Source organism: Coleofasciculus sp., assembly GCF_046539235.1.
Classification (GTDB): domain Bacteria; phylum Cyanobacteriota; class Cyanobacteriia; order Cyanobacteriales; family Coleofasciculaceae; genus Coleofasciculus.
Genome location: NZ_JBKHHI010000111.1, coordinates 1 through 16,862, shown reverse-complemented (window position 1 = coordinate 16,862; position 16,862 = coordinate 1). Strand labels below are relative to the sequence as shown.

General features: G+C 46.3%; 18 protein-coding genes and 1 pseudogene. 7 read left to right on the top strand and 12 right to left on the bottom strand.

All coding sequences use genetic code 11. The annotated features are described in order from the left end of the window. Positions 1-329: 329 nt before the first annotated feature. The 7 genes from ACLFWI_RS12380 to ACLFWI_RS12350 form a co-directional block, all read right to left on the bottom strand. Positions 330-962 (bottom strand): HEAT repeat domain-containing protein, encoded by a 633-nt coding sequence (locus ACLFWI_RS12380; protein WP_446413188.1) that lies wholly within the window; start codon positions 960-962, stop codon positions 330-332. An 83-nt stretch (positions 963-1,045) separates the two neighbouring features. Beyond that, entirely contained in the window at positions 1,046-1,882 is an 837-nt protein-coding gene (locus tag ACLFWI_RS12375) for a HEAT repeat domain-containing protein (RefSeq protein WP_446413187.1), read from the bottom strand. A 244-nt stretch (positions 1,883-2,126) separates the two neighbouring features. After that, complete coding sequence (locus ACLFWI_RS12370) at positions 2,127-2,366, bottom strand: phycobilisome linker polypeptide (RefSeq protein ID WP_446413186.1); 240 nt, start codon at positions 2,364-2,366, stop codon at positions 2,127-2,129. 271 nt (positions 2,367-2,637) lie between these two features. Beyond that, positions 2,638-3,507, bottom strand: coding sequence for a phycobilisome rod-core linker polypeptide (locus tag ACLFWI_RS12365; protein ID WP_446413185.1), 870 nt, complete (start codon positions 3,505-3,507; stop codon positions 2,638-2,640). 287 nt (positions 3,508-3,794) lie between these two features. Next, positions 3,795-4,616: a phycobilisome rod-core linker polypeptide gene (locus ACLFWI_RS12360; protein WP_446413184.1), complete on the bottom strand. Its 822-nt coding sequence runs from the start codon at positions 4,614-4,616 to the stop codon at positions 3,795-3,797. 103 nt (positions 4,617-4,719) lie between these two features. After that, complete coding sequence (cpcA, locus tag ACLFWI_RS12355) at positions 4,720-5,208, bottom strand: phycocyanin subunit alpha (protein ID WP_446413183.1); 489 nt, start codon at positions 5,206-5,208, stop codon at positions 4,720-4,722. 89 nt (positions 5,209-5,297) lie between these two features. Next, a complete protein-coding gene (locus ACLFWI_RS12350) occupies positions 5,298-5,816 on the bottom strand; it encodes a phycocyanin subunit beta (RefSeq protein ID WP_006103271.1) in 519 nt (172 codons plus the stop codon). A 946-nt stretch (positions 5,817-6,762) separates the two neighbouring features. Between ACLFWI_RS12350 and ACLFWI_RS12345 the strand changes: the two genes are divergently transcribed. From ACLFWI_RS12345 to ACLFWI_RS12330, 4 genes are all read left to right on the top strand, one after another. Beyond that, entirely contained in the window at positions 6,763-7,281 is a 519-nt protein-coding gene (locus ACLFWI_RS12345) for a phycocyanin subunit beta (RefSeq protein WP_446413182.1), read from the top strand. Between the two features lie 76 nt (positions 7,282-7,357). Further along, positions 7,358-7,846 carry a phycocyanin subunit alpha gene (locus tag ACLFWI_RS12340; protein ID WP_446413181.1) on the top strand — a complete coding sequence of 163 codons (489 nt, stop codon included), beginning with the start codon at positions 7,358-7,360 and terminating at the stop codon, positions 7,844-7,846. A gap of 193 nt (positions 7,847-8,039) precedes the next feature. After that, positions 8,040-8,822: a HEAT repeat domain-containing protein gene (locus ACLFWI_RS12335; protein ID WP_446413180.1), complete on the top strand. Its 783-nt coding sequence runs from the start codon at positions 8,040-8,042 to the stop codon at positions 8,820-8,822. Positions 8,823-8,900: 78 nt separating this feature from the next. Then, entirely contained in the window at positions 8,901-9,458 is a 558-nt protein-coding gene (locus tag ACLFWI_RS12330) for a HEAT repeat domain-containing protein (RefSeq protein WP_446413179.1), read from the top strand. Here the strand turns inward: ACLFWI_RS12330 and ACLFWI_RS12325 are convergent. From ACLFWI_RS12325 to ACLFWI_RS12315, 3 genes are all read right to left on the bottom strand, one after another. Continuing rightward, positions 9,455-9,841: a chromosome segregation ATPase gene (locus ACLFWI_RS12325; protein WP_446413178.1), complete on the bottom strand. Its 387-nt coding sequence runs from the start codon at positions 9,839-9,841 to the stop codon at positions 9,455-9,457. The genes ACLFWI_RS12330 and ACLFWI_RS12325 overlap by 4 nt on opposite strands. Before the next feature lie 286 nt (positions 9,842-10,127). Continuing rightward, a complete protein-coding gene (locus ACLFWI_RS12320; RefSeq protein ID WP_446413177.1) occupies positions 10,128-10,454 on the bottom strand; it encodes a hypothetical protein in 327 nt (108 codons plus the stop codon). Between the two features lie 91 nt (positions 10,455-10,545). Beyond that, a complete protein-coding gene (locus ACLFWI_RS12315) occupies positions 10,546-11,505 on the bottom strand; it encodes an orange carotenoid-binding protein (RefSeq protein WP_446413176.1) in 960 nt (319 codons plus the stop codon). Positions 11,506-11,836: 331 nt separating this feature from the next. Between ACLFWI_RS12315 and ACLFWI_RS12310 the strand changes: the two genes are divergently transcribed. Both ACLFWI_RS12310 and ACLFWI_RS12305 read left to right on the top strand, forming a co-directional pair. After that, positions 11,837-12,424, top strand: coding sequence for a hypothetical protein (locus ACLFWI_RS12310; RefSeq protein ID WP_446413175.1), 588 nt, complete (start codon positions 11,837-11,839; stop codon positions 12,422-12,424). Between the two features lie 623 nt (positions 12,425-13,047). After that, the gene (locus ACLFWI_RS12305; protein ID WP_446407506.1) at positions 13,048-13,797 is read left to right on the top strand and encodes a phycobilisome rod-core linker polypeptide; all 750 of its coding nucleotides are present in this window, start codon (positions 13,048-13,050) and stop codon (positions 13,795-13,797) included. 3 nt (positions 13,798-13,800) lie between these two features. Here the strand turns inward: ACLFWI_RS12305 and ACLFWI_RS12300 are convergent, their stop codons facing one another. Beyond that, complete coding sequence (locus ACLFWI_RS12300) at positions 13,801-14,790, bottom strand: RluA family pseudouridine synthase (protein ID WP_446413174.1); 990 nt, start codon at positions 14,788-14,790, stop codon at positions 13,801-13,803. Between the two features lie 172 nt (positions 14,791-14,962). Here ACLFWI_RS12300 and ACLFWI_RS12295 point away from each other — a divergent pair. Beyond that, positions 14,963-15,049, top strand: a pseudogene (locus tag ACLFWI_RS12295) (AAA family ATPase); the annotation flags it as partial. Between the two features lie 213 nt (positions 15,050-15,262). Here ACLFWI_RS12295 and ACLFWI_RS12290 read toward each other — a convergent pair. Beyond that, positions 15,263-16,354 (bottom strand): exostosin domain-containing protein, encoded by a 1,092-nt coding sequence (locus ACLFWI_RS12290; RefSeq protein WP_446413173.1) that lies wholly within the window; start codon positions 16,352-16,354, stop codon positions 15,263-15,265. Positions 16,355-16,862: the final 508 nt, after the last annotated feature.

Below are 16,862 nucleotides of genomic sequence, written 5' to 3'. Positions count from 1 at the left end.
TTATCAACCTTGTCTCCGTAACCATCAATCCTTAATGAAGCAACTGAGTATCTGGGATTATCTACAACGCCTACTGCTAACCATTTTCGTGGTTAGTATATTTGTCATTTTGCTAATGGTTGCTTGGGCAATTGTCGATGCCTTGATTCTTCTGTTTATAGGAATTGTAGCAGCTGTTATTTTACGAACCTTCGCCAAACCTATTGCTCGCTATACGCCTCTTAATACAAAAGCTGCGATTATTGTTGTCATCCTGTTGCTTCTTTTGTTACTAGCCCTTGGAATCTGGTTATTCGTTCCAGAAATTGTGACTCAAACTGAAGCCCTGATCACTCATGCAGTTGCGCTAAGGCGAATTGCACACGGGTACGAACTGCCAAATCTGACTCATTCTTCATCAGTTGCTCAAAATGAGCAACTATCTGCTGCCCATAATCTGGTTGTGTTTCGGCTACCCCTGTGGCTAATCCTTGCAACCCCACCACGGAAGCATAACGCACCACCCATTCGGGATCATGAGAGGTTACCTGTAACGTTTTCAGCACTCGCCCTTGGGCTGAGGGAATTTCTTCGGGAGACAATTTTGACCATTGTACATTTCCTAACCCCTTTGCCGCCGCACGACGCACGCTTAGAGCAAAGTCTGTTTCAGCCGCATTCAGTAAGGTATCTAAGGCTCTGGGATCAGCAAGTTGGGCTAATGCTCGAATCGCCCAAGCCCTTCCCCCATAGTTATATTCATCAAGCAGGTTGAGTAATGGTTCTACCGCTATGTCTCCTAATTGCACCAATCCATCGACGGCGGCGACGGCGGCACCGGGGTTGTTATAACTGAGAACGGCAATTAATGTGGGAATTCCTGCTTCTATCTTGGCGTTGGCTAGGGTTCGCACGGCGGCGAGTAAGCGCGGGGAAGAATCGGCTTGTTCAACGGCTTGAATGAGGTTTTGGTCATTTGTCATTTGTCATTTGTCATTTGTCATTCGTCATACTCGCTTCGCGAGAAGCAAGCTACGTCATTCGTCATTCATCATTGGTTACAAGGCTATAGCAAATCATCCATCAGGTTAATCACATGGATGGCTGCTTCTGATAGCTGAACGGATTCGCTGGCGGAGTTTTTCACTTCATGCTCTAATAACCCTTTGAGAGAAATGAGCTTTAAACTATTTTCCGCTAAGGTTTGAGCGATCGCATCTGCTGCTTTTAAGTAGCCAATCGCCCCTAAATCGGCTAATACAGCCCGTCGTAATTGTAACTTTTCTCCCTTCAGGGCTTGCACTAACCGATCGCCATAGGTGGGATTCTCGGTTAACTGATACATGGCTCGTGCGGCGGCGTACTTTATCCGTTCTTGATTATGCTCTAGGAAGGGTTCGATTAATGCGATCGCGTCTTTTGCCCTTAAACTGCCTAACGCTTCTATGACTGCATTATCAGGTTGCGCCAAGTGTGGTGATCCGGGTACGGGTGATCCCGCTTCTATCCCACCCTCTAATAACTGCATTAACTGAGGAACACAAACGGGATCACCTAACATCCCTAACGACTGCGCGGCGGCTTCCCGCACATAGAAATCCGAACAGTCTAGACAGTTTATCAGCGGCACAACGGCTTTGCGATCGCCTAGTTTCCCCAGGGCCCGTGCTGCATTGCGTTTCAAAGGATATCCGCCCGCCTCGGTACGATCTGCCTCTTCCTCTAGCGCTACAATCAAGGCGTCAATTACCGCAGCGTCTCGAATCCGAAATTTCCCCAGCCACCACGCCGCATAATAGCAAAGACTTAAATCATCCCGTTGTTTGAGGTTCGCCAGGGCTTGTTCTACTGTTAAAGACTCGCCACCACTCCATTGTGTCATTTGCCAAGAGTCATTTGTCATGTCATTTGTCATGCACTCGTCGGGGCGGGTTTAGTTACTTATGGGTGAAGTATGAAATGATAGTAGTCAAACCCGCCCCTACACACCCGGTTCTTTTGAACGAAGCGAAGGATCACACACCATGTCTGACTAGCGAAGTGAAAGGTCAACACGATTCTTACTTAGCTGGTAATCGGTAACAGATATGAAGTATTTTTTACCCCTTACCCCTTACCGTTTACCAGCCTTCAGTTTAATCAGCCAACTAACTGTCAGAATTCATGGGATGAATCTTGACAATTGTTCCTCCCATCCGAGTAATGCGGCGCATTTCTTCATTCATGCGATTGTAAGGCACTTTAATAAAGACACTGCCACTTTTGCGAAAGGGGTATTCATTTTTGTCATTGGTTTCGTTTTGACGCAAACCTGTGACTTCATAGGTAAAGAAACGACTCCCCGATGGGCTGTTAGGCGCACTGCTTGCTGCTACTTGACCTAGCATAGTAATCAATTCTCCTTTTAATTATCAATCATCCAAGTTTCTGATTTAAACCGATAAACAGCTATTTTTATCTGGCTTAATTCTCAACTTGTCTGCTCACTCAACATACCAATGGGACTAGAGTCTCAAGAGTTAGGAGATTAGAAATAATATAACGATTTCCGCTATTTTCTCTCTAGTCCTAATCTCTCCAGTCCCCAGTCCCATCTGCTCCGTTGAGATCGGTTCAATCTCCCTCTTTATAGCAGACGTCAACGTCTGCCTTCTTGGACTAAGCTGGTGTAATGCTCGCCACTTTACCCCCTAGACGGTTAATCTGTTGGAGTTTGTTGGATAATTCCTCATAAGGAACTAAGAAGGCTTTGCTACTGCGACGCACTTTCGGATATCTGGGATTAATAATCCCCGCTACTTCGACGCGATACACTTTGCCTTGTGTGCCATAGGGAACAGGACCGCCTAATGCCTTACTTGGGGTTTCACCCTTCCCAGACTGGCGATATGCCCAGCCTTCATTGCTACCCGATGGTCCAACCACGGCTGAAGCAAAATTCTGTGCTAAATCAGTCGCCAGACGTGACTCACTTCCTGCCAACTGAGCGCGATCGCTATTGGCATAACCGCGATACAGTTGGAACATACGGGTAAACCCGACGGTTTTCTGACCCCGTTGAGTGACAAAACCGCGATAATACGGAACGATATAATCGCCGAAGTTCTCTTGATACTCTTCACTGTCAATGTAAGAGTCAATATCGGCGTCGTATCCTTGGGTTTCGTACAAATCCAGGTGGTAAATTACCTCAGACTCATCATAAGGTGCGCGACCCAATAGGTGCTTGTAATTGAGTTCAATTACACGAGTTTGAAAATTGCCGTAGAAAAACTTGGTTTTATAAAGTTCTGATTTGGCAACGCAACGCACAAACTCGCGCACGTTTACATACCCGTTCCGCAGCAATGATTCGGCACTGGTTAAGCGTTCAGACGCCATCACATAGTCATTGCCCAACAGTTGACGGTATACGGCACGGATGACCGCTTGAATATCATATTCAACCCAATCAGGGCGCAATTCTACCGGAGTTGGATTACTATACGCTTCTGTCCCTAGTCGGGAAGCTGCTGTTGTAATAGCCACTTAAATTTCTCCTGATTAAACGCCAATGTTGAAATCGTGAAGTACCCCAACTTGCTTCGCTCTTATTTGGCTTCCAACCTTTTAAAAACAAGGACGGTCTTATTCGTCTTTGGGATTTCCCGCTTCATCCGCCGACGCCTCCAAAGGTTGCCCTCTATTGGTCTTACTCCGCGTCCACAGGCAGATGCCCGTCTTCCACAGGCAATGATATTTTGTTAGTCCGCTTGGTTTTCGCGGTTTATGGTTGTACAGACGCGCCAGTTTGGTCTGTACTATCTGTACTATCTTTAAGCGGGTATGATGTTCGTCACCTTACCGCCCATCTTATTGATTTGTTGCAACTTTTGGGAAAGCTGCTCGTAAGGGACGTAATATTCCGTCTGACTGCGGCGGATTCGGGTCATGCGTCCGGGTTTGGGGATTTGAATCACCCGCACGATATAAATCTGCTCACGAGTTCCGCCCTGAGTACCCACGATCGCTTGTCCTTGCGAATCAGCGTAGATCGCTGACGAGGTATTCAATGCGACTTCCCGCAACAGACGAGAACGATTTCCCGCCGGCTGAGTGCGATCGCTACTGCCTAATCCGCCAAATAGTTGGAAAATCCGGCTATACCCTACGCTTTTCTGACTACGTTGGGTTTCAAATCCAATCAGATAGGGAACAATGGACTGACCAAAGTTCTCTTGATACTCCATTGAGTCAATGTAGGAGTTGATCTCTGCCTCATACCCCTGTTGATTATACAGGTCAGTATGATCGGCAATCTCTGACTGGTCGTAGGGCGCTCGTCCCAAAAAGTGCTTATAATTCAGTTCGATAAATCGCACTTGTGGAGTGGAGTAGAAAAACTTCTCCCGGTATAGTTCCGATTGACCCAGGGTTCTAATAAAATCGCGAACTGTTATTTCGCCATGACGCAGCAATGATTCAGCACTGGTTAACCGATCAAACTCCATCAAGTTATCGTTTCCGAAGACTTGTAGATAAGCGGCTCGGATCACCAATTGCAAATCATCTTCTGTCCAATTTTGACGCAGCTCCACTTTTGGAGACTCGGCAAATGCAGCAATTCCTAATCGCCTTGCTGCCGTTAAACTTGTCATCTCAACCCTCCCTGAAAATGAATAAAACGATACCCGGAAACGCCAACAATTGCTAACCCTTGCCAGCTAACAACTGCTTGCCTTTCCGGGCAAGGCGATCAATCTAGCTCAGGGCGTTGATCGCATAGTCAAGATAGGAATTGGCTTCAACGGCAGGATCGCCAGTTAAACCATGGTTAGCTTTGATGTACTTGAGGGCTTCAATGTACCAGCTAGGAGACAGTTCAAATGTGCTGTTGATTTCATCAATCCCAGCAATCAGGTACTCATCCATCGGACCGGTGCCACCTGCAACTAAGCAGTAGGTTACCATCCGCAGGTAGTAACCAATGTCACGAGAACACTTGGCTTTTCCTTCGGGAGTAGAAGCATAGTTCGGTCCCTGCATCTGAGTGGTGTAGGGGAACTTTTGGTACACCGCGTTAGCTGCACCGTCGATCAGCATTTGCGCTTTGTCAGTTAAGGCTCTAGCTGCCTGTAAGCTGGTTTGAGCTTGCTTAAACCGACCAAAAGCAACTTGGATTTCGGTGCTGCTTAAGAAACGTCCTTGTGAATCGGCAGCGGCGACTGCTTCTGTCAATGGCGTCTTCATCGTTGAGATATCTCCTTAATCTTTTGCTTACTTTTTCAAACGTGTTGATGAAGTTGAAACTTCAACAGGCAATCTTTTTTTACCTTGTTTTAGGCAACCGCGTTGGCAGCCATGTCAAAGTAGCTACCGATTTCGGACATTAAAGCGCTGCAATCACCAGGAGTGATATTATTACGATCATTTGCCATTGCGATCGCGGCATCCTTCATTTTTTGCACGCCAGCCGCAACAGACGCTCCGGGTACACCCAGCGCTACATAGGTTTCACGCAAACCGTTTAGGCAGCGATCGTTCAGTACACTGGAATCTCCGGCAAAAATTGCGTAGGTAACATAGCGCAGGATGATTTCCATATCCCGCAAGCAAGCCGCCATCCGACGACTGGTGTAGGCGTTACCACCTGGAGCAATTAACTGAGGCTGTTCCGCAAACAAAGCACGAGCCGCGTCAGCAACGATTTTAGAAGAGTTGCTGGTGATCCGGTTAACCGAATCCATCCGCTTGTTGCTTTCTGCCACCATTGCATTCAAAGCATCTATCTGAGAGCCGGTCAGCATTTCGCCTCGCGTATCAGCTTGGCTTACCACCTTGGTGAATGCATCAAACATGAACTCAAATCCTCCTTTGCTTGGTTGAGTCTAGGGTTTACATCTAGACAGGTTAGGTCGAGACAGTGAAACCTTAACACCTCATCTGGTCTGTTCTCACAGATACCAATCACGTTCTCAGAAGGAAAACGTAAACTGAGCGTCAAGAAACCTGAGAAGATTTCCGGCTGATTATGAGAACCCTCCAAATAACGGTTATTTGGCGTTTTGGTTAACATTTACCTGTCATCTTTACCCTTCAGGTTACTTTTATACAATGATGTTGAGTTTTTATTTGTTACAAATTATTAAGTTTTTCATCCTTGGCGGATCAAACTCACCAATCCTGCGGATGTCCAAACTGCTCAAGCTACCATTGCCAGAGGGTTACAGATTTCCGGATTACGATACAACCGGTCTTGTCCAGTTCTGTCTAGGGGTGGAGATCTTGATCCCCCTCTTTATCGCCTTTATGAGAACTTTGGTAATAATTACTTAAGCAAATATACTTACTAAAGATTACTACCTGACTTTTTCGTGATTACAAAGCACTTTAGTATTAAAACTTTAAAGTCACGATAACCCCCTACCCCTTAACCCCCTTATCCATTAAGAAAGATTACGTTGAATGAGATGATGTGCCAGACGGGAATAGAAGGCTCAAAGCTTTGGTAAATCAGAGATTGCCCGTAAGTTTTTGGCGTCGCATTCTTAACAAAAGTAAACTTAAAATCGCTGATTAGTTTTCAAAATGTAAACTTTTTAATCAAAGGAACCATTCTTAGCCCTTTCTATGAGAAGGTTTGAGCAAAATTATGTACAATGACATGCAACTTAATATTTTTTAACGCTTAAAAATATTCAGCCTATTGTATAAAGAAACCTATGGATTAGACTCCGGCGAATATCGCCACCTCGATCAATAGATCAATGATTCAAACAACGTTTAGCTAGGAGATATGAAAAAATGCTTGATGCGTTTTCCAAAGTGGTAGAGCAAGCCGATAAAGGTGGTGCCTATCTGAGTGGCGATCAAATCAACGCACTTTCAGCGATGGTGTCGGAAAGCAATAAGCGTTTAGATACGGTTAACCGTCTCACCAGTAACGCTTCCATGATCGTCGCTAATGCGTACCGAGAATTAGTGGCTGAACGACCCCAAGTGTTCGCTCCCGGTGGTGCTTGTGACCATCATCGTAACCATGCCGCTTGTATCCGGGATATGGGCTTTATTCTCCGTTATGTCACCTACTCCATGGTGGCAGGAGATGCCAGTGTAATGAATGACCGTTGTCTCAATGGTCTGCGGGAAACCTACCAAGCGCTAGGAACACCTGGAGATGCCGTAGCATCAGGGATTGGCAAGATGAAAGATGCTGCGATCGCGATTGCCAATGACCCCAATGGCATTACCCAAGGAGATTGCAGCGCTCTGATGTCTGAGTTAGCGAGCTATTTTGATACAGCAGCAGCAGCCGTTGCTTAAGGTCGATTGAACGGCTTTTTGATAATTAAATCTGACAACTTAACCAGGTCAATCATTTAGGAGAACAAAAATACTCATGAAAACCCCAATTACCGAGGCGATTGCTGCCGCTGATGTGCGCGGTTCTTATCCGACTAATACTGAAATGCAAGCCATTTTTGGTCGTTTTAGTCGGGCGAAGGCGGGTCTAGATGCTGCCAAAGCGTTTACGGATAATGGTCAGGGCTGGGCTGAAGCCGCGGCTAATCATGTTTATCAGAAATTCCCCTACACCACTCAAATGGAAGGACCCCAATATGCCTCGACTCCAGAAGGCAAGTCCAAGTGTGTGCGGGATATTAACAACTACTTGCGTGTCATCAGCTACTGCTGCGTAGTCGGTGGCACCGGTCCACTGGATGAATATGTGATTGCTGGCGTGAAAGAATTCAACGCGGCTCTAGGTTTGTCCTCCAGTTGGTACGTTGCGGCTCTCGAATTTGTCCGTGACAATCATGGTTTATCGGGAGATGTTGCTGGAGAAGCGAACATTTACCTCAACTATGCCATCAATGCTTTGAGCTAGAAACCAGTACGGCTACCAGGGAAATCATGGATTCAGTCTAGATGTTTTAGAACATTTGTTTTCCTGTACTAGCCTGTATCGGGTCTGGAGGATAGGCAATGAGCAGTTGTTGTCTATCAATCAGACCCGAATCTTGTATAAAATAACATTGATTAACTTAAATAGATATAAAAAGCTCCAATTTTTTGGATAAATGACTACCGATTCTCCCCCCCAACCCATAAGTTCGGCAGAAACGGCGATCGCGGCCTTAAACGGAGACGATAATCAGTTGCGCTATTATGCCGCTTGGTGGTTGGGTAAGAATAAAGTACAAAACTCGTGGACGGTGCTATGTGAAGCCCTCCAGGATGAAGCCTATCGTACTCAAGCGGGTGGATATCCCTTGCGGCGTCAGGCGGCGCGAGCATTGGGTGAGTTAAAAAATCCCCAAGCTGTACCTGCGTTAATTTCTGCCTTAGATTGTCCGGATCTCAGCCTTCGAGAGGCAACGATTCAGGCTTTAGCCGCGATTGGCGATCGCACAGCTATCTCCCCCTTGCTGAATCTGCTAAACGCTGAAGCCGAGCAACCCGATGAAGCCTTGATTGAAGCGTTAGGCAGGTTAGAAGTTTGGCAAGCCCGTCCCCAGATTGAACCCTTTTTAACCCATCAGTCGGAACGGGTTCAATGTGCGGCAGCTCGGTATTTATATCTATTGACAAAAGAGCCGCAATATATTGAGCGGATCATCAAGAATTTGGATCATCCGAATATGTATTTGCGCTGGGCGGCGATGTTTGACCTAGGCGCGATCGGTCATTTAGCCGCAGCGCAGGCGATCATTGAGGCGAAGGTGCCGAATAGTTTAAAACTGCTGAATATCAAGCGAATGTTAGAAGCCATCTTAGAAAGTGATCCAGAAGCCGAATCCAACCAGCCAGATAAATGCCAGTTTCTGATGGATACCATTGATCAGTTGTTAATTCAGCTATAGCAGGGAAGATGAGGGAGATGGGGAAGAGGATTACCCATCAACAATGAACAATGAACCATGAACCATCAACAATGAACCATGAACAATGAACCATCAACCATGAACAAGTCGGCTAGCGATGATGTAATCAGCGCCTTAATTGGGTCATTAAGTCATCATCATCCGGCTGTCCCAGCCGCCGCCGTAGACGGATTAGTGAAATTGGGGTCAGCTAGCGTTAATCCTTTAATTGACGCCTTTGAAGCCTCTGGTGACCAAGGGGTGCAAGCCCATATCATTCAGGCGTTAGCACGAATTGGCAACCCAAAGGCGCTGAGTTTGTTAGAAGACGTTGTGGGCACATCCGTCGCCAATCACTGTCAAGGAAATGTCCGGCGCGTCGCTGCACGCGGGTTAGGGCGGATTGGCAGTTTAGCTAAAGATGCAGCAATTATTCGTCAAGCCATAGACAAATTGACTTGGGCGTTACTGACACCAGAGGATTGGGCGCTGCGTTATGCTGCGATCGCGTCCTTACAAGATATTGCCCAACCAGAAGTTATGCCTCCCTTACAACAGGCGTTGACTCAAGAGTCGGATCGGGTGGTACAAGCACGACTCAATCGTGCGATCGCACAGTTACAATCCAGCAGCTAGTTGCTAGCTGCCAACATTAGACTTACCTGTGCTTGTGGCAATGGTTTCGGTTCAATTCTCTGACAGGACTCAATCGTTTGAATGTGGGGTCGCACGGCTTTTAAGCTAGCCAAATTTAATAAAACTATATCTTCGTACACTGAATCATCAGGAGTTTCAACCGCCAAAATCAAATCGTCCAGATTATTTTGTTTGATAACAACATTCAGACATCTCAAAAATAAATCACGTTTCTTGTGGCGAACATTGACCAAGTACCAATTACCGGGAATAGACGGCGGTTCTTCTGGCGGATTGATAGGTTTGACTGGTGGTAATTCCAAAACGACTAAAAGTCCTTTCTGCTTACTAACTAAGGTATCCGGGTTTCCGGGTTTAACCATTCAGGAAGATTATAGCAAACGGGGAGTTTGAGGGGAAATCTTAAATCCCAACGCAATTACTGTTCGGTTTAAAAAACAACCGAATGGGTGTCATTCGAGAATTATTGCCAAGCTATTATTTTTACTAACCCAAAAGGCTCTCTTGCACTTTTGCTTATAAGCAAAGCTTATTATTGCTGAAAATATTATAGGACAAGTCTTTCAGATCAATAGTTTCAGAAAGCAATCAGCAACATTAGGATTTTTCACCCTAAGGGCAAGAGAGCCTGATTCAGTGTGCGGAAGGTTACATCCGAGCTAGGGCGTTTATTTTAGCCAGTTTGCTCTGATCTAAACCACTCAAATCTTCCAACTTTAGCCACTCTTCTTTGACTAACCTAGCGAAAAGAAACAGGAGAGCGGAATAGTCGTAGTCGTACTTGCCATCAATATCGTGCCGCCTTGCACTTAAATAATCGTGCAGACGCCAAACCTGATCGAGTTCAGTAACTCCACTGGCGTATTCCCGCACCTGTGTGATCAAAGCATTCGTTTCTCGTTGATACGCTTTCTCAAAAGCATCTTTGGCAATTTGCTGCTCTACTTCAGACCAAATAATTTCGTTTACTTGCATTCTCCAGTATGACGAACACTCCCAATAAAGGCAGGGAGTGTTCGCTCAATCATTTACAACTTGCTATAGTTTACTCCTACTCAGGATGGCTTTAGCGAGCCAAGTTGAGTAACTCCTTCGGCGAGGCTAATAAATCAATTGCCACAAAGTAGATTTTGTTCTCAGGGTTGAGCAAGAATCGCCACGCCATATTCATTCCTACTCCGGCACCGAACCAAGGCGTTTGCACTTTACCTGTGACTTTGATCTGAGTATATCCCTCTTCTGTCGGTTCAGAAACTCCCTGTTCCGGCAGCAGCTTCAGGTTCTGGCATTCTTCCCGGAAGAAGCGGTAAACGGCATCTTTACCAATGATCGGTCTTTGGAACGGAGGTTGCAGCGCTCCATCATCAGTGAACAGTTGGATCAGGGCGTCAAAGTCATTGGCATTCATGTAATTCATGTAGCTCAACACCGTCGGATTGTCAACTCCCTGGATCGCCACCGATGTCCGTTTAGACATGTCCTTAGGCGGAACAATCGGCTCAGTCACCTTGTTGTAGCTATCCAGTTTACTCGGATCAAACCCCATATCCACAACCGAATTCCGCAGCACCGTAATTTGCTGTCCCGGATCGAGGTTGCGAATGGCTTGTAGCACGGCGGCGGCATTGGCGGATAAGCGATAGCCTTCGGGAATGGGTGCGACTGTTCCCTGTTCCATCCATTGTCCTAGCTGATACCAAAAGCCCAGCTTGATATTAGCCGACCAACTGGCATAGGTGCGGCTAATCGGCGTATCGGCGCGGTTTGCCAAGTCACACATGACCTGAGTCTGCTCTTGGAAAGACATTTGCCGAATTTGATTCAAGGTTCCTTCTGCAAGCACCATACTTGCTGCTCCTGGTGCAGCAATAGTGATGGTTTTGCCCATTTCCAGGTAAGCAAACCAAATTAATGCCAATTGATCTTCAGCGCTAAGTTGACTGAAACGGGCAATGGTAGCGGGTACAGCATCAGCTGTGAGGGTTTCAGGAAATATACTACGAGCCGAATCAATGGTAAAAGGCATTCAGGATCTCCTGTTTAGGTAATTTATCGAAATACGACGTCAGCGCTTGCCCTGAGCTGTTATGGACTCTCTGGAGGCAGGCAAAAACTTTATTCACTACAAACAATATTAGCAAGCTGTGAACAAATGTAAATATATATTTGGTTTTTTTGTATCTTTTTTGGCAGTTTTTTATCAGCTACAAGTGCTTATGATTTTCATCAGGCTTATCTATCATTCTGGGGAAATTGGGAAACCTGTCAAAATGTCTCTATGGAGGTACAGTCCTGAACCCTTGCTTAGTCGTGGTTTCAGCTTGATTGTTACCCCGTAAGCCGTTAGAATTTAGGAAATGTTTGAGCAGCGAGACAAATTGAGTCCGTATTGGGTGGAGAAATCCCAAAGTATTAACGAACCGTTGGTACGTGGCTATGAGTACCTAGAGGCTGTACGTCAGTTAGCATTAGAGCCACGTATGGTGGATATCAGCGATAATCCTCGGGTACGCGATCGCATCTGTACCTGGATTGGTTACAACATTGATACAGTCAACGCTGAACTCAATTCTTGTCTCAACGCCTGTCATGATTGTTTTCATCCAGAATTACGTCGTCCCATCCAGATCGGGGCAGCGCCATTAGCCCAGGAGTATGGGATTGATGGCTTTTGCAACATTCTCCTCAATCCAGTTACCATCCTCGTTGATGTGGGACGAACAGCACCGTCAGATTGGTTAGGTATCGTTGTGCATGAATATGCCCATGCTCATTTAGGATCTCCCGGTCATGATCGGCGGTTTTTTGAAGTTTTGTCTCATCTTTGCTTAGGACTTGGATTAAGACCTCCCGTCTGGCAGCCAGATTTGGAAAACTATTTGCGAAATTGGCCCCACTGTCGATCACTAGCAAATCCCTTGGCGTTCTGGATGGGTTACTTTTAGTCGGGAACGGGAAGATGGGGGAGCGGAGGTGCAAAGGTGCGGGGGAGATGGGGAAAAGATTCCCAATGACCAATGACCAATGACTAATTTTGTAAGAAGGTTACATAATCCGTTATCTAACTGTGGGGGGAGAGGGGGAGCAATAAGACCGACGCCATAATTTTTAATGGGGCGTTGGGATACACTGGACTCCCCCAACATCAATGTGGTAAATTGACATAGACTTCGATACATCTGCTCACAAAGCTAGTTGAAATTGCTGCAGTGTGAGTTGATTCTCGAATTCGATAATCAACACCTCGACTTCGCTCGGTGTTGACGCTGAGCGGAGTCGAAGCGTCAACAACCAACGCAAATCAAACTAACCAGTACCGCCGGGCTAGCGGGAATGGAAACTGCCTGTGCAGACGGTCTACCGGGGACTGAAATGTACTTCTCAGTCTAGGTAAGTGTCGAAATCCCGCAAGGCTTCCGCCGTGAGCGTCAGCCGAACGGGAAAAACCAGGAAATCCAAGTTGTGAAGCTTGGAAGCCCACACCAGAATATTTGATTTGGTGTGGGATGATGTCACATAGTTGAAAGTTAAGGTTTGTAAGATTTTCTAAGATTACGGAGATTTAAACGTGGCGCTACCTTTATTGAGCTACACTCCGGTAAGTCAAAATCAGCGTGTCGCTGGTTATGAAGTACCGGGGGATGAGCAACCAAGGATTTATACAACCGAGAACATCCTGTTCGGCACAGACTTGGATGAATTGATCGAAGCGGCATACCGTCAGATCTTCTTCTATGCCTTTGCTTGGGATCGAGAACGGTTCCTAGAATCCCAACTCCGCAATGGTCAATTGACGGTGCGGGATTTCATTCGTGGCTTGCTGCTGTCGAAAACCTTCTACAACAGCTTCTACGAGAAAAACAGCAACTATCGCTTTGTTGAACAGTGCGTGCAACGGGTATTAGGGCGCGATGTTTACAACGAACGCGAAAAAATTGCTTGGTCTATCGTTGTGGCGACGAAGGGGATTAAGGGCTTTGTTGATCAACTACTCAACAGCGAAGAGTATCTGACCAACTTTGGCTATGACACCGTTCCCTATCAACGGCGTCGTGTATTGCCTGGTCGCCGTCAAGGTGAAAGACCCTTTAATATTAAATCACCCCGCTACGACGGCTACTACCGCGCTCAACTGGGCTTCCCCCAAATTATTTGGCAGAACGAAGTACGCCGCTTTGTCCCGCAAGACAAGCAGGCTAAAGCCGGTGATCCGACGAACTTCCTGGATATGGCACGGGGAGTTAATGCCAAACCGAATCCGCTTCCCCGCGTGTCTGCCCAGAATATCAATTACATGGCTCGTGTACCGCGCAGGTAAGCGTTAGGTAGCGGATGAAGCACGCCGCCGCAGTACGGTTAGGACTGTGTTAAAGGCTGGGGGGAGAGGGGCAATAACCTCAATCCAGTCCCCAGATTTATTGTCCGTCCTCTGGTCTCCTTGGTTAGGAGAGAGGGGACGGGCAATTGCATTGGGATGCTGTAATCGTAGTCGCCATGCATGAAGGGCTTGTCCAGGGAGATTGACGCCGATATCTCGACCTTTACTATACAGGGGGTCACCAACAATCGGGTGTCCGATATGGGCGGTGTGGACGCGAATTTGATGGGTGCGTCCGGTTTCTAGTTGGAAGTGGATTAGGGTATAGTTACCCAGGCGTTCTTTAATCTGCCAATGGGTAATTGCTGGGCGTCCGCCTTTTTCCACAGGAACGACTGCCATTTTTTTGCGATCGCTGGGATGACGTCCGATGGGGAGGTTAATGGTGCCAGTTTCGGTGGCGGGAGAACCATAGACAACGCCGAGATAGTCTCGACGGGCGGTTTTGGCTTTGAGTTGGGCTTGTAGGTGATGGTGGGCGTGGTCAGTTTTCGCGATCGCGATCGCACCGGTGGTATCTTTGTCTAAACGGTGGACAATTCCGGGACGTTGGACACCACCAATTCCAGCTAAGTTAGAACAATGGGCAAGCAGGGCATTGACAAGTGTGCCATTTTCGTGTCCAGGAGCAGGATGAACAACTAAGCCAGGGGGTTTGTTGACAATCAGAATTTGGTCATCTTCATAGAGGATATCCAGGGGAATCGCTTCCGGTTTTAGGTCTAAGGGTTTGGCGTCAGGGATAGTTAGGTGGATAGAGTCTCCGGGTTGAATGGTGGCTTTTTTTGAGGTGCAGAGGTTATGGTTAAGCTGTACATTGCCCTCTTCAATCAGTTTTTGGATACGCGATCGCGACAAATCCGGTAATTGTTGAGCAAGATAGCGATCAAGTCTATCACTGTTTTCTTGGTTGTATAAATTAATTTCTTTCACGCTTGTTTGACTTAGTTCCGTCCTATAGACCCAGATCAACCTTAACCTGTAGGGTGGGTTAGGCGGTACTTAAAAATAACAAATGACGAATAACAATCAAACCTCAACCAAATTTCCCACCATGCGATCGCGCCCTTCTACCTTTGCCTTATACAGTGCTTGATCTACCTTTCCGAAAGGGGTGCTGTTAGTTGGACCTCCGGGAACAGGTAAAACGTTATTGGCGAAAGCGATCGCGGGTGAAGCTGGAGTTCCTTTCATGAAGTCGGTCATGCGATCGTGGGGACGCTTTACAATACCAAGTTGCAGTCTAAGGTAAAATCTGTCATGGTTCGCAGAATGCAGTGAAACGGAATGACGCTCGCGCATCTGTCCAGATTCGCGTATCTCGTTCCTCGCTATAGCGAAAGCTTCATGCAACGCTGTTCCTAGACATGATAGAACGCAACTCGGTATCATCTTGCTGATTGAGTTATCTTGTAGCTTGTCGGCGCAAAAGTTCCTGTCTCAGCGTAGGCAAAATAAAATTATGAGGCAGCAAATATTCAAAAGCTGCCCGGGATTTCTGGCAAGCTTGCCTAAACCCTTCATCCGACAGATTGTCATGAAATTGTTGCACCCTATCTCCAATCTGATGCACTTGCGAGTAAGGAACAATAACACTAAACTCCTCCCATTTCAAATCCCCCAGATCAGGAAATTGCTGATTCGTATCAATGATAATGGGAATACGTCCGGCTGACATGACTTCCCAGAGTTGGAAGCAACCATTCGTGTCTCCTCTCATCACCAGTATATAGGCGTTATTTTGAATAGTTTGGATATACTCTTTTCTCTGGCGTTCTTTTTCTTCCTTGGGCAGGATAAAGTAGTCTCCTGTTCTCTCGGTAATCGATGTTTCGAGACTTTTTGCCCTTCGCGCTTCCTCAATGACCTTCCGCCTTACCCGTGCAGCAATCACTCTTCGCATCGACATAGTTAGATTGCGATTAACCAAGAGACTGCCTGCCATCCATCCGACTGTATTATTGGGGATGGGGAAATGACGTAAGACAGAATTCACCTTTCCGGGATATCGGGTATGTCCGACAAAACCAACGGTTGGTTTTGAGGGTTTTTGGAGTTGGGAAATCTTATGTCCAATATCGTAAAGCCAACTGGGTTTAGCTACTGATTGTTCAGCTTCACAGCGATAGGTTGAGCCCGCAAAAGCGATTTCCCCGGATTTTGGTTTATATTCCCAACCTCCGATGAAACTGATCAATGTTCGATTTGATGCTAAAACTTGCTGATTAAACTTACGAACGGTTTCCCAGTGGGTACGACCTAGGATGTAATCTTTGATGTCATTGGGAGTGACAACCAGATTCCCCGCATCTTCTAAATCCTTAAACCAATGAAATTTGACGACTCCTTGTAATTTCTCTCTGAGCAAATTCCAAAACTCTAATTCAGGATCAGTGTCTGGTGGAGTCCTATGCATCAGTAAGGGAACCGGACGACATCCTGACAGGACAAAGTCGTTCTTGACCCATATTTCCAAAGGATTTTGAACAGACCACATGGCTTACTTATTATATAGAGATTTTGAGAAAATAAATGAGACTTAGAAACTTTGGCAGGGGCGGGTTTATTGACGGAAGCACCAGGGGTAGCAGGAGAGGTAAGAGTTTCATAGAGCGATCGCGCGTAATGTAGGAATGGGATATTTCCAGGTTAAAGGGAAAAGGAGAGTTGTGATCTTTGACAACCTGCGAGGGAATCTGGCGCGTCAGGGGTGTAGGGGCGGGTTTCACGATTACCGTTTCTTAACCTCACCCAGATGTAACTAAACCCACCCTGAATTTAACCATTCACTTGTTTTCCCCTGATCCTAGACGTGCCATGGCACGTCTCTACATAAGTAAAACTAATCAAAACATTACCATATTGCGTGGCTAATGAATCTAAAGAAATGTTGCAGCTTTAGAAAAATTAAGTTAAATTTTATTACAGAGACAGATACAGGAGACACCACTCATGCAAGAACAAGAAACCAAGTTAGGCTTTACCACCTTCGCTGAAACCTGGAA

What these genes read in the sequence shown, in the direction of transcription:
- ACLFWI_RS12345 (WP_446413182.1), top strand. Translation starts at nt 6,763, where the DNA reads ATGCTTGATGCGTTTTCCAAAGTGGTAGAGCAAGCCGATAAAGGTGGT.
- ACLFWI_RS12290 (WP_446413173.1), bottom strand. Translation starts at nt 16,354, where the DNA reads ATGTGGTCTGTTCAAAATCCTTTGGAAATATGGGTCAAGAACGACTTT.
- ACLFWI_RS12335 (WP_446413180.1), top strand. Translation starts at nt 8,040, where the DNA reads ATGACTACCGATTCTCCCCCCCAACCCATAAGTTCGGCAGAAACGGCG.
- ACLFWI_RS12350 (WP_006103271.1), bottom strand. Translation starts at nt 5,816, where the DNA reads ATGTTTGATGCATTCACCAAGGTGGTAAGCCAAGCTGATACGCGAGGC.
- ACLFWI_RS12330 (WP_446413179.1), top strand. Translation starts at nt 8,901, where the DNA reads ATGAACAATGAACCATCAACCATGAACAAGTCGGCTAGCGATGATGTA.
- ACLFWI_RS12380 (WP_446413188.1), bottom strand. Translation starts at nt 962, where the DNA reads ATGACAAATGACCAAAACCTCATTCAAGCCGTTGAACAAGCCGATTCT.
- ACLFWI_RS12340 (WP_446413181.1), top strand. Translation starts at nt 7,358, where the DNA reads ATGAAAACCCCAATTACCGAGGCGATTGCTGCCGCTGATGTGCGCGGT.
- ACLFWI_RS12310 (WP_446413175.1), top strand. Translation starts at nt 11,837, where the DNA reads ATGTTTGAGCAGCGAGACAAATTGAGTCCGTATTGGGTGGAGAAATCC.
- ACLFWI_RS12375 (WP_446413187.1), bottom strand. Translation starts at nt 1,882, where the DNA reads ATGACAAATGACTCTTGGCAAATGACACAATGGAGTGGTGGCGAGTCT.
- cpcA (WP_446413183.1), bottom strand. Translation starts at nt 5,208, where the DNA reads ATGAAGACGCCATTGACAGAAGCAGTCGCCGCTGCCGATTCACAAGGA.
- ACLFWI_RS12370 (WP_446413186.1), bottom strand. Translation starts at nt 2,366, where the DNA reads ATGCTAGGTCAAGTAGCAGCAAGCAGTGCGCCTAACAGCCCATCGGGG.
- ACLFWI_RS12325 (WP_446413178.1), bottom strand. Translation starts at nt 9,841, where the DNA reads ATGGTTAAACCCGGAAACCCGGATACCTTAGTTAGTAAGCAGAAAGGA.
- ACLFWI_RS12320 (WP_446413177.1), bottom strand. Translation starts at nt 10,454, where the DNA reads ATGCAAGTAAACGAAATTATTTGGTCTGAAGTAGAGCAGCAAATTGCC.
- ACLFWI_RS12315 (WP_446413176.1), bottom strand. Translation starts at nt 11,505, where the DNA reads ATGCCTTTTACCATTGATTCGGCTCGTAGTATATTTCCTGAAACCCTC.
- ACLFWI_RS12360 (WP_446413184.1), bottom strand. Translation starts at nt 4,616, where the DNA reads ATGACAAGTTTAACGGCAGCAAGGCGATTAGGAATTGCTGCATTTGCC.